At 33.3% G+C, this 13,246-nt stretch carries 10 protein-coding genes; 9 read left to right on the top strand and 1 reads right to left on the bottom strand.

Annotated features, from left to right (window positions below; translation table 11 throughout):
• The first annotated feature begins 77 nt into the window (after positions 1-77).
• Complete coding sequence (locus tag Q4Q34_RS07600) at positions 78-2,480, top strand: glycoside hydrolase family 31 protein (RefSeq protein ID WP_303316661.1); 2,403 nt, start codon at positions 78-80, stop codon at positions 2,478-2,480.
• A 346-nt stretch (positions 2,481-2,826) separates the two neighbouring features.
• Here Q4Q34_RS07600 and Q4Q34_RS07595 read toward each other — a convergent pair whose 3' ends face one another.
• Positions 2,827-4,671 (bottom strand): cation:proton antiporter, encoded by a 1,845-nt coding sequence (locus Q4Q34_RS07595; RefSeq protein ID WP_303316660.1) that lies wholly within the window; start codon positions 4,669-4,671, stop codon positions 2,827-2,829.
• A gap of 198 nt (positions 4,672-4,869) precedes the next feature.
• Here Q4Q34_RS07595 and Q4Q34_RS07590 point away from each other — a divergent pair, with 198 nt between their 5' ends.
• The 8 genes from Q4Q34_RS07590 to Q4Q34_RS07555 all read left to right on the top strand — a co-directional run bounded on the left by Q4Q34_RS07590 (position 4,870) and on the right by Q4Q34_RS07555 (position 13,096).
• Positions 4,870-5,718 (top strand): universal stress protein, encoded by an 849-nt coding sequence (locus tag Q4Q34_RS07590; RefSeq protein ID WP_303316659.1) that lies wholly within the window; start codon positions 4,870-4,872, stop codon positions 5,716-5,718.
• Positions 5,715-7,910: a SulP family inorganic anion transporter gene (locus Q4Q34_RS07585; RefSeq protein ID WP_303316658.1), complete on the top strand. Its 2,196-nt coding sequence runs from the start codon at positions 5,715-5,717 to the stop codon at positions 7,908-7,910. Before Q4Q34_RS07590 ends, Q4Q34_RS07585 begins: the two co-directional genes overlap by 4 nt.
• 54 nt (positions 7,911-7,964) lie before the next feature.
• Positions 7,965-8,198 (top strand): hypothetical protein, encoded by a 234-nt coding sequence (locus Q4Q34_RS07580; protein WP_303316657.1) that lies wholly within the window; start codon positions 7,965-7,967, stop codon positions 8,196-8,198.
• 409 nt (positions 8,199-8,607) lie between these two features.
• The gene (locus Q4Q34_RS07575) at positions 8,608-9,069 is read left to right on the top strand and encodes a Crp/Fnr family transcriptional regulator (protein WP_303316656.1); all 462 of its coding nucleotides are present in this window, start codon (positions 8,608-8,610) and stop codon (positions 9,067-9,069) included.
• Positions 9,070-9,079: 10 nt separating this feature from the next.
• A complete protein-coding gene (locus Q4Q34_RS07570) occupies positions 9,080-9,967 on the top strand; it encodes a DMT family transporter (RefSeq protein ID WP_303316655.1) in 888 nt (295 codons plus the stop codon).
• An 81-nt stretch (positions 9,968-10,048) separates the two neighbouring features.
• Complete coding sequence (locus Q4Q34_RS07565; RefSeq protein WP_303316654.1) at positions 10,049-10,465, top strand: hypothetical protein; 417 nt, start codon at positions 10,049-10,051, stop codon at positions 10,463-10,465.
• A 62-nt stretch (positions 10,466-10,527) separates the two neighbouring features.
• Positions 10,528-11,202 carry a type 1 glutamine amidotransferase domain-containing protein gene (locus tag Q4Q34_RS07560; RefSeq protein ID WP_303316653.1) on the top strand — a complete coding sequence of 225 codons (675 nt, stop codon included), beginning with the start codon at positions 10,528-10,530 and terminating at the stop codon, positions 11,200-11,202.
• 412 nt (positions 11,203-11,614) lie between these two features.
• Complete coding sequence (locus Q4Q34_RS07555; RefSeq protein WP_303316652.1) at positions 11,615-13,096, top strand: hypothetical protein; 1,482 nt, start codon at positions 11,615-11,617, stop codon at positions 13,094-13,096.
• Positions 13,097-13,246: the final 150 nt, after the last annotated feature.

Genomic DNA, 13,246 nt, shown 5'->3' with positions numbered 1-13,246 from the left:
GTTTTTTTAATAAATACTGACCCCTAATACTTATTTAATTTAGTAATTTTGGCAACTAATAAATTGCGCAAATCCCTATGATTTTAAATACAGAATTAGAGTATAAAGGAAACCTGTTTCCTTCCAAAATAATTTCATACGAAAAGAACCTAAACGTGCTCTCATTTACCACGGATAACGGTGTAATATTAGAAGTTACTGTACGTCGTGATAGCGTTCTACGCTTCCGATTTACTACAACAGGTATTTTTGAAAATGATTTCTCTTATGCAATAACCAAATATGCAAGTAGGGGATACAATCACCTTGAAGTCACTGAGAATGAAGATAATTACATTATAACAACATCAAAACTTATTTGTCATATTTCAAAACTAGATCTACGGACTTCAATTTTTGATGCTATTGACAATACCTTGATTTGTGAAGATGAACTTGGATTCCACTGGGAAGAGAGTTATGAACACGGTGGCAATATTGTTAAAATGTCTAAAATTTCTCAACCTGGTGAAAGTTACTATGGATTGGGAGACAAGCCTGTAGATAATAACCTTAAAGGGAAACGTTTTGAAAATTGGGTAACAGATTCTTATGCCTATGGTAGAGATACCGATCCTATTTATAAAGCAATTCCATTTTATACAGGTTTGCATGACAAAAAATCCTATGGGATATTTTTTGATAATACCTTTCGCTCGTTTTTTGATTTTTGTCAAGAACGTCGTAACATAACAAGTTTTTGGGCGCAAGGAGGTGAAATGAATTACTATTTCATTTATGGTCCGGAAATGTCTGATGTTGTTGTAAACTATACCGATTTAACAGGTAAACCCCACGAATTGCCGGCACTTTGGACTTTGGGTTATCACCAATGTAAATGGAGCTATTACCCCGAATCGAATGTAAAAGAGATTACCGCTAAGTTTAGAGAGTTACAAATTCCATGCGATGCTATCTATTTAGACATAGATTATATGGAAGGCTTTAGGTGTTTTACATGGAGTAAAGACCATTTCCCAGACCCCAAAAGAATGGTTAAGGAATTGGCAGATGACGGTTTTAAAACCATTGTTATTATAGATCCGGGTATTAAAATAGATATGGATTATTCGGTGTTTCAAGAAGGGCTTGAAAAAGATTATTTCTGTAAGCGGGCAGATGGGCCTTACATGAAAGGTAAAGTATGGCCTGGAGAATGTTATTTCCCAGATTTCACAAAACCAGAAGTTAGAGAATGGTGGTCTAATTTGTTTAAGGAACTCGTTGAAGATATAGGGGTTAAAGGTGTTTGGAATGACATGAACGAACCCGCTGTCATGGATGTTCCCGGAAAAACCTTCCCTAGTGATGTAAGACATGATTATGAGGGAAATCCTTGTAGCCATAGAAAAGCACATAACGTTTACGGTATGCAGATGGCACGAGCTACTTATCAAGGTTTAAAGAAATTCTCGTATCCTAAAAGACCTTTTGTAATTACAAGAGCTGCTTATTCCGGTACGCAACGCTATACATCTAGTTGGACTGGAGATAATGTAGCCACATGGGATCATTTAAACATTGCCAACCTACAAGCACAACGTATGTGTTTGTCTGGCTTTTCGTTTATAGGATCGGATATTGGTGGATTTGCAGAACAACCTAATGGTGAGTTATATGCACGCTGGATTCAATTAGGTATTTTCCACCCTTTTTGTAGAACACACTCTTCTGGAGACCATGGAGATCAAGAACCTTGGGCTTTTGGAGACACTATAACTAATGTGGTAAGAAAGTTTATTGAATTAAGATATCAATTACTGCCTTATTTATATACTGCCTTTTGGAGATATGCCGAGGAAGGTATTCCAATTTTGAAATCCCTAGTATTATACGACCAGGAAGATTCTCAAACTCATTACAGAAATGATGAGTTTATCTTTGGAGAGAAAATATTAGCCTGTCCTATAACTGGCCCTAATCAAAAGGGGAGACGCATGTATATTCCTAGAGGCAAATGGTACAATTTCTGGACGGATGAAGTCGTAAGCGGAGGTCAGGAATTATGGGTAGATGCAGATCTGGATAGTATGCCAATATTTGTGAAAGAAGGTGCTATTGTTCCTAAATATCCTATTCAGCAATATGTAGGTGAAAAAGTTATTGATGAATTGTTACTTGATGTATATTACAAGTTAGGCAAAGAAAGCTCATTGGTTTATGAAGATGCTACTGATGGTTATGATTACATTAAAGGACGATATAGCTTAAGAGACTTTAAATTACTTGGTAAGAAAAACGAGTTGATTATTCAGCAACATAAGTCTGGTAAGTTTATAACAACATACAAAACGTTTAAATTAAGCTTACATGGTTTGCCATTTAAAATATCTAAAGTTCAGGTTGATAACGAAGAAATTCTTTTTAAAGATATTAAGCTTAATGGTGACAATACATTAGTTCTTAATAAAGAATTTACTGAGCTGCATATTATGGCTTAAAAACGTAATACAAATCACTAAAAAGCTCCTGTTTTCTTGTATTCAGGAGCTTTTTTGCTTTATTTTTAATACCATTTCTTGTTTGGAATTACTGTAAAATAAAATAATGATTTTTTGCTTTATACAAAATATAAAAATAAACCATAACTTAGGCTATGCTTTATTTTTATATTGAAGTAGAAGGTGAAAAAGGGTGTTTTATTACGGTTATTTCAAATGAGAAATGGTCTAATTTCCTATAGGGATACGAAAATATAAATATTATAAAACTGAATTCATGCGAATTCGTGTCAAAAAAGTTGTAACTACTTTTTTAAGACCAATAAAAATAACTGCGCATAAAGGTTTAAACAGAAGATACGTCCTTAGTCTCTAAAGCCTTTCCTAGGTACACTAACAGATACCCTTTTTCAACATTATTAATAGCTTTATTATAAGAAGATATAATTTCCAAAACCCCCTTTTTATCTTTAACAAATAAAGGTATTGTATCATGCTCTTTATTTATTGCTTCAATTAAACCTTCATAATGTTCTCTATCATGAATCTTAACTTCATGGATCTTAGGATACTTACGAGCTACTTCCGTAAGGGTATTAAAGTCGTCTGTATGGGAAAACAAACCTTCTTTTGGGTTATTGTTAGGATCATTCATTTCATCAACTGTTATCAATCTAAACGACCCATTCTCTCCAAATTGTTCTCCTAATTTATCGATAGCATACCTATTAATATCTGCACTACCTGTTAAAGCCATTAAAAATCCAACATCGTTAAGCTCTATATTATCGCCTAAACTTTCAGAATATATATCTGTATTTATAGCCTCCAATCCTAATTCCTGAGCCATTTGAATATTAGTTTGGTTGCTATCAATCAAAACAACATGGCGTTGGTTATCCATTAAATATTGCCCTATTAATCTAGAAACTTGTGATGCTCCTAATATTAAAATCCCTTCAGATTTTTTTAGAAAAACACCAACCGCTTTAGCAAACACCCTTGCAGTTGTGGCATTAAGCAAAACTGTACCAAGAACGATCATAAACACTAAAGGCGTGATATACTCTGCACCTTCAACACCCTGCTTCATAAGTTTACTTCCAAAAAGAGATGCGATACCAGCAGCAACAATTCCTCGCGGTCCTACCCAACTAATAAATATCTTTTCATTCGTTTTTAATTTAGACTTAGACGTACTTAAAAACACGGCCAAGGGCCTTATAATAAAAACGACCGCTCCAAAAAGTAAAACTGTCTTCCAACTATAAAGCAACATTAAATCTTCAATATTAATGTTTGCTGCCAATAAAATAAAAAGAATTGAAATCAATAAAACACTCAAAGACTCTTTAAAATAAAGCAGTTCTTTTATGTTTTCTAATTTTCCATTACCTAAAACCATCCCCATCACTACAACAGCTAATAAGCCCGATTCATGTGCAAAAATTTCCGATTCAACAAAAACCAAAAGTACAGTGGAAAGCGACACAACATTTAGCAGATAATGCGGAATTAGCTTTTTATTAATAGCAAAAGCTAGTGCATGAGCAAACGTAAAACCAAAAGTAGTACCGAAAAGAATAATTTTTCCAAATTCAATCAAAGCCGTTTTAGTAAAACCACTATCACCTTCAACACTAATAAATTCGAATACCAATACAGCAACCAAAGCACCAATAGGGTCAATTAAAATACCTTCCCATTTCAATACGGTCGAGATGTCTTTTTTAAGAGGAATGTTTCTTAAAATAGGTGTAATTACTGTTGGTCCGGTAACAATTATAAGTCCAGAGAACAAAAACGATAGTTCCCAACTTAATTCAAAAATAAAATGAGCTAATATCCCGGCTCCTAAGAAAGTAACAGCCGAACCTAAGGTTATCAGTTTAGTAATAACCGGACCTACATTTTTTATTTCAGAACGTTTTAAGGTTAATCCGCCCTCAAAAAGAATGATGCTAATGGCTAGGGATACAAAATAGAACAAACCCTCACCCGGAAAAAGTCCCTGTTTACCATTCCAAATAGGTTCAATCCATTTAGACCCATCATCGCTTAAAAACGCTGCTGCAATAGGGCCAACCAATAACCCTATAAGAATTAATGGTAAGATGGCCGGTATTTTAAATTTCCAAGCAACCCATTGCGCCAATATTCCTAAAATAATGATTCCTGCTAATTCTAACATCCTTTTAAAATATATTAAGACACTAATTTAAGTAAAACAGATGATTTCATATGATTATATTTTATTTGTTTCCGTTTGTCGTAAGCATTAACACAAAATTTAATGATTCTTTTAATTATGTCTGTTTAATGTTGAACTCTTTCTCGCTTTTTTTAAAAAAAATACTATCTTTCTACTCTTGTAATCTAAATAACTCAAGTGTCCTTACAACCATTTAAAAGTATTGGTATTGGTGCCGCATTTTCGCCTAATTTAAAAGCAAACCTCCATGAGGCAGCTAGACTTTCGCTTTTTTTTAAATCAAAATTGTTCCTGATTCATGTTGGTGAAGTCTCTGATGACAAGGTTAAAATGCTTAAAATTTTCTTGAAGCCTTTTGAAAAGGATAATCTGGATTACGAAGTTGTATACAAATCTGGAAACCCAGTAGATGTTATTCTATCAACTACCGAAGAAAAAAACATAGACCTTTTAATTCTTGGAGCTGTACAACGTGAACGCTTTTTAAAATATTATGTAGGGTCTATAGCCCGAAAGATTACCCGAAAGGCAAAATGCTCTGTATTATTATTAATTAAGCCTTCTGTGGAACGTATTGCATGCGAACACATTGTTGTAAATGGCTTAAAAGACCCTAAAACAGAGCAGACCATTAAAGCAGCATTTTATGTTGCCAAACAACTTGAAGCTGATAAAATCACTATTGTTGAAGAAATTAAACAAGAGCAGGTTTCTGTAAAGGTTGATGATGATAAATCCTTACGTAAAGCCAACATTATTAAAGAACGAATAAGGCTTAGGGAAAACTCAAGAATTAAAGACATTATAGGGCATATTCCTGAAAAATATACTAAAAACATTGTTACAAAGCTACAGCCCATTTTTGGTAAACAAGGGTATTCTATCGGGCATTATGCTCAAATTTCCAGAGCCGATTTATTGGTTATGAACGCCCCTAGCAAAATGACTTTTTGGGATCGTTTATTTCCGCATGATATAGAACATATCCTAACAGAATTACCAACCGATGTTTTAATCCTTCAATGAGTCCGAGAAAAAATAAAATAAAAGATTTTCTTAGCGCATTACCAAAAAATATATTTTCTGGTTTTGTAGTTAGCCTTATAGCATTACCTCTTGGGTTAGGTTTAGCCATGGCAAGTGAAGCTCCTCCTATTGCTGGTATTATAGCAGCGGTAGTGGGCGGTATTGTCGTTTCTATTTTTGGTGGAAGCCATGTTACTATTGCCGGACCCGGTAATGGTCTGGTTGGTGTACTTCTGGTAGCCATAACCACATTAGGTATAGAAAGTGCCTATGCAGCTATTATATGCTCCGGCCTCTTATTACTCTTACTTGGTTTTTTTAGAATGGGGAAATTAGCCGATTTTTTTCCTTCCTCTGCTATTCAAGGCATGTTAGCAGCTATTGGACTAATTATTTTAGGCAAGCAGTTTCATATTATGTTCGCCCATAAAATTAAACGCGAAGCGACTTTAGATTATCTGTATGAAATACCATTTACCATTAACGATGCTTTACATTACCAAAATAAAGGGTTAATCTTTGCTGCTTTAGCAGGCATAATAAGTTTAGCTATCATGATGTTTTATGCTAAAATCAGAAATAAGTATTTGCAACTTATACCAGCTCCCATGTGGATTGTGATACTCTCCATAGGTTTTAGTTACTACTTCGAGTTTATAGTCCATGAGGTAAACCCTATTGCAAAAGAATATATGATCTCTGGCATACCGAGTATTCAAACCATTATTGCAGATATGCATTTACCGGATTTTTCCAGTGTTGGAAGTTTTCCGTTTTGGTCCAGTGTATTAGCCATAACCTTAATTGCAAGTATAGAATCGTTATTGAGTATAAAAGCAGTAGATAAATTAGATCCGGAAAAAAGACGCTCTAATGTAAATAGAGACCTTAAAGCTCTTGGTTTGGCAACCATGGGGAGTGGTTTTTTAGGCGGACTTAATGTAGTAACTGTAATTGCTCGTAGTTCCGTTAACGTAAATAATGGTGCAAGTAACAGATCCTCTAACTTTTTTCACGCCACTTTTTTAGTACTCTTTATAGTTTTATTTAGTACTCAGTTAACCCGAATACCTTTACCTGCTTTAATGGCTATTTTGGTATATACCGGTTATAAATTAGCCTCTCCAAATGCTATTAAAAAAATATTCTCTATTGGTAAAGAGCAACTTATTATATTTTTTGTAACCCTAATAATAACCTTAAAAATAGGACTAATAACAGGTATCGTGGTTGGGGTTATTACAACTTTATTAATTCATATTGTCATTAATAAAACCGTTTCCTTGTTTGTTAGAAATGTTATGAAACCCAATGTTTTAATGTATCAAGAAGAGGGTCAGGATAATTATTATGTTAGTGTGAAGCATTTTTGTAGTTTTTTAAACTATTATAAGTTAAAGGATAAATTAGACGCTGTTCCGGAAGATAAAGATGTTATCGTTGATTTTTCGCTATGTAGTTTTGTGGATCATACCGTTATGGAAAACATGCATAATTATCAGGAATTATTTAAAAAACGTGATGGCCATTTTGATGTTATAGGTTTAGATATGCACGATACGGACTCCAAACACCCTTTTGCTTTAAGGCGGTTGCTTCCTGTACCAAACATCATTAAAAACAACCTCACCAGACGTCAAACCAGTATGGAAGATCTGGCTGAAGATTATGAATTAAATTATAACTCTGAAAAACAAAAAAGCATTGATTTTTTAAATCATTTTTTATTCTTCAACACTAAAAATATCAACCATATCTATAATCAATTATCGTATAAAAACAATGTTATAAATTTATTTGACATTGAATTTTCTGAAGGTGAATTTATAGCCAAAGAGGTTGTTAGGTCTACCATGCTCCATATTCAATTAGATTGCCCTATACCAGAATTTACTTTAGATAGGGAAGGTTTTTTAGAAAAAGTATACGCCTTTGCCGGATTTAAAGATATTCCTATTCAAAATCATTCCGATTTTTCCAACCGCTTTTATTTATTAGGCGATAACGAAGAAGCCATAACCGCCTTTTTTGATGATGATCTGGTTCACTTCTTTGAAAGTAACCCTTATTACCATGTAGAATCTAATGGAGAATCGTTATTGATCTTTGGAAAAGAACGCTTGGCAAGTATAAAAGAAATTAAAGCATTGTTTGATTTTGGAAAACGTCTGAAAGAGGTTGTTGAGCATTGATAGGGCTTTAATTTATCACTCCTTCTTTTCAAAGCTTATAAATTTAGAACCCCAATGAAAAATAACATCCTAGAAATAAATCATTTAGAATTTGGTGTTGAAAAATTTGCAATCACTGGAGAGACCTATAATTTGTACAAATCAGACTCTGGAATTTGGGAATTCACATTAAGTTTTAAAACTTCAAAACCGATAAATAGAGCAAAAGAATTGGAAAGGATAGTAGACGCTGAACCCTACTTTGAAGCAACAGCTATACTGTCAAATAATGAACTTAAATTAGCGTGACTCGATTTAACTTAAATTATTCAACTTCATTGTAAAGTTCTGATTGTTAGCCTTATAAAATATTTTGTATTAAAAAACACCCTCCTTAATCCTCCCTCGAGGGAGGAATCTGACTCGGTAAAATTGTCCCCTTGAGGGGACTTTAGGGGTGTTTTTAATGTAACTAATTGAAAATCAATGACTATTAATACGTTAAATTAATAATATATAGGAATTAAATAAAAGTTGGTCATAAGACACTATTTTCAAAATTAACCCTTCTTACCTTTGTTCTATAAATTCACAAAATAATAAATACAAAGTGTATCAAGAATTAGAACTATATATAAAAAGTCACGGAAAAATAGACGATAAGGAATTACAACTAATAATTAAAGCGTTCAAACCCATCAAAACAGTCCGAAATGAAATGTTGTGCAATATTGGTCAGGTATGCAAACATTTCTATTTTATTAAAAAAGGATGCTTACGGCTCTATGAAATAGATAATAAAGGTAATGAAGTTACAGGGTACTTTGCATTAGAAGACAGCATCATATCTGCAAACACCAGTTTTATCTTGCAAAAACCATCAAGAGATTGTTTAGTTTCTTTAGAACCATCAGAACTACTTGTAATTCATCGAGAAGACTTTTTTAAATTAGTTGATACTGTACCACTATTTGCTCATGTTTATCATAAATTTATAGAATTCGCTTTTATTCATTCGCAAATGCGAATCTATAGTTTTTTAGGCATGGAAGGGATTGACAAACTCAAATGGGTTATGGAACACGAACCCAAATTACTTTCTCGTATTTCAAGTAAATTAGTTGCTTCATACTTAGGCATGACCAACTCAACGCTAAGTAAATTACGAGCAAAATTATAGCCTGTTATTTATGAAAGCGATACTCTACTTAATTATTGCCACTGTATTTTTAGGATTAAATTTCCATTTAGCAAAAGTAATATTAAAAGAAGTTAATTTTATTGAGGCAGGGTTTTGGCGCTTCTTATTTGGCGTTGTGATATTGACCCTTTTAGGGAGTAAAAAATTACCCTCATTTAAAATAATCAAAAAAAACCTAAAGGGTATTTCGCTTACAGGATTTATTGGTCTTTTCGGGTTTAATTTATTTTTCTTTCTTGGATTACTAAATACCTCAGCAGTAAATGCAGCACTTATTGTTAGTTTAAATCCCGCATTAACAATTCTTTTCTCGTATAAAATAATAAAAACTCCTATTAATAAAATTCAAATAGCAGGTATCATTATTGCTTTCTTTGGAGTAATCTATTTAATCCTAAAAGGGCATATAACCAACATAAGTAACATCCAATTTAATTATGGAGATATTCTCATATTAATTGCCAACGTATTTTTTGCATTGCATCATGTTTGGGTAAAAAAATATACATCAACAATTTCGAATTTAAATTTCACATTATTAACAAGTTCATGCTGCCTAATAGGTTTCTTCATCCTATTGCCAATTAGCGGAATGGAAGTAGTAACAGCACACACACATCATTTTTGGATGGCTGTATTGGGAATTGGATGTTTAGGTACAGCACTAGCCTATTTTTTATGGCAAAAAGGAGTTCAAATTAAAGGGGCAGGTAAAGCAGGAATTTATATGAATATTATTCCATTATCGGCAGCTCTATTTGCTATTCTTTTTGATGAAAATATAGATACATATCACACCATAGGAGGGCTATTTATTATTACAGGTTTACTTATTAGTAATAATAGTAGTTCAAAATTCTCAAAAACATTGTCATAAGACAACTTTTAAACGTTCTCATCATATCATATTTGCATTGTTGTTGAACAATAAAGTTCACAATTTAAAAGCACATATATTATGCCATTAACATTGACATTAACAGAAGGTGTATTACCTAAAGGAAAAGAAAAAGAAGCAGTCTCTCAAATTACAGATGCTTTCTTAAAAAATCATGATTTAACAGGAAACACTGTAATGACACCAAACGTAACTGCTACTGTTACAGTATTACCTAAAAGTTCTACTTTCTCTGGCGGAAAAGAGTTTTCCGGAGCATGGGTTGAATGGAAAGTTCCGTCGTTTGCACTTGCCAACAGAAATATTCAGAAACAATTTTTTGCAGATGCAACGGAAATTATTCACAAATTATCAGGAGGAACACAACCTAAAGACAACATTTATGTAAATGTTCTTCATGCAGTAGATGGAGGATGGAATTTAGATGGTGTTGCAATGACTAATCAAGAATTAGGAGAAGCAATTAGTAAAGGGTAATTAATAGTTAAAAAGAGGAAGAATGATTATTTCCTCTTTTTTTAAACTTAAACAAATACAATATGAAACACATATTATTTATTGTTACTAGTACTGATAAGACAGGTACAGGAAAACACCCTGCTGGTTATGAGTTTTCAGAAATAGCAGATCCTTATTATGAATTTATCAATAAAAATTATACTGTAGATTTTGCAAGTATTATTGGTGGAACCCCTCCTTTTGTAGGTTACGATTCTTCTCAAAAAGTTAATAAGGCGTTTATGGAAAGTAACGGGTTTAAAAGACTTAACTTTAGTCACAAACTAAGTCACATAGATATCACTGCATATGATGCCATATTCTTTCCAGGAGGCTTAGGATTAATGACAGACATGGTCGATAACCCATTGGTTAAAAAAATTATTAAACAAGCGTATGAAAACGGAAAAGTTATTGGAGCTGTTTGTCATGGACCTGCTGCATTGCTTAATGTTAAACTAACTGATGGAAGGAACTTGTTAAAGGGGAAAAAAATCAACTCCTTCACAAAAGCAGAAGAAGAGGAAGATAAACACACTCTTGGAGACGTAATTCCATTTATGCTCGATGAAGAACTTATAAAGCAAGGAGCAATATTTTTGCATACAAAACCTTTTGAATCATATGTTGCAATTGATGGAAATATAGTGACTGGACAGAACCCTGCATCTGCATCTAATGTTGCACTTAAAATGATAGATTTAATAACAGCTTAAATGTTTAAATAAAACCCCGATCGGGTATAGTATATTAGCTACCGTAAGTTTTTAACTTGTGGATATAAGAGTAAGAAAAAAATAAATAAGATAATTATCTGTTTTCGCCACCAGTTGCAAACTGGCGGGAGCAGGGAAAAACGTCTGAAAGAGGTTGTTGAGCATTGATTAGATGTCATTCTGAACGTAGTGAAGAATCTCTTAAACTTGGATTTTACAAAAAAAATCATACTTCAATCTCATAACTTCAAAACGTCGCAACCTTAATAAAAAGACTTACTAACCATATAATTCTACGTTATAAGGTAAATCTGTCAATAAATTAAATAAACTTCTTATATTTAGACAGATATAAGAGAAATAAACGCCATAAGATGCGTTTATACAATTGTTGTACATAATAAAACAAATCATGGAATACGGAATACCAAGTTTCTATACATCAGGAAAAGTCGATCAACGTTATTCATTCGCTTGTCCTAAAAAGGATTTCAATGGATATGACAAAGGCCACCAAGAATTTCTCAAAAGTGAGAATATTTTAACCGACTATGATAGTAGTAACCATATTAGGATTATGAAACGGTTTCATCATAGTGACACCAGTTTTGCACCAGAAGTAATTCAGGGAGCATGGAAGGAAGACTTTCAAGAGGACATGTACTTGCGGTGTTACCTGCCAAAAAAAAAGATAACAAGTAAATCAAAGAACGAGAGAGTAAACAAACTAATAATTATGTTCAATGGACTGAATGAAGTTATGCATTTCGATCTCTATGATATCCTTGGAAGTCAATTCGCCAATCAAGGTATTGCTTCGATACTGCTGCCAACACCGTATCATCTCAATAGACGCGTTCCGGACTTCGAGATGAGCAGAAAAAAAATGAAATATCGGTGTCACATTCCTACTGACTATGCAAGCGGTGAATTAGAAATGATGTACTACTACAATTTCAAAAAAAGTATCGCAGAGGTAGAATTACTTATATCTCAGATTGTCAGTAATCATTCTAGTAACAATGGGTTCTATAGTTCATTATTTGATTTAGACAATTTAAAAATATCTTTGCTAGGCTTCTCTCTGGGAGGGCTTAAGGCTATTGGATCGTTTATGAAGTTAAAACCAGATAACCCAGAATTGATCCAATCATGCGTTACATGGAATAGCGAACCTGGATTAGAGGATGTGACTATAGAGAAGATAAATGGAAACAAAATCAAATATACTAGAAAGACTTGGCTTGATCTTATGAAGTCGATTAAGACTGACCTAAATGGAATCATCAAGAAAGGCAATCCGTCAGAAAAGTCCTATGCGAGATTGTGTAAATGGTTATATTTTTCTCAAAAAAAAGGCAATCGTAACGAGGCAGAATTTGAAGCTTTGAGGGACAGATTAAGTGGTTATTCAAATAATTGTTTATCTATTCAAAGTGCATCAGATTCTATCGTAAAGGTTAGCAGTTTTGACCGAATACTTACTGATGTAGGGTTGCATAGAGTTATTGTACCTGGAGTAGATCACATTCCAAATGAAGATATTAAGTGGGGAGAATGGTTGACTAGAACAGTCGGAAATGTAATTCACTTTATAAACGAATCAGGCAAGCAGTATTACTCAAACCTTACGATTGAAGACGAGATTAAAACAATTCTCATTAAAACTGAATACTATAAAACAAGGCAGATAAAATATTCTGAGAATAAAGAAGAATTATCACCTGACTTCTCAATTAGAGATTTGGATTCTATCCGCACGGACTTACTAAATCAACCAGGTGATCAAGGTAGTACAGAGAGACAAAAATTCGTTGAATTGTATTACGTCTCAAAAGCTTTCTATCCAAGATTCACCGAACTGGTTGACAAAATAATCAAGAACAACACTTAAACTATATGTAACAGGATATAAAAATCATAGCTATCGCTAGTTTTTAAAAACTAGTGGCGATAAAGATTACCCAGCAAGAGTAAGAAAAAAATAAGTAATATGGTTATTTGTTTCGTATCACCAGTCGCAAACTGGTGGTAGCGGGGGCGG

Source organism: Flavivirga abyssicola (assembly GCF_030540775.2).
GTDB lineage: Bacteria > Bacteroidota > Bacteroidia > Flavobacteriales > Flavobacteriaceae > Flavivirga > Flavivirga abyssicola.
This window is presented reverse-complemented; position numbering and strand designations above follow the sequence as displayed.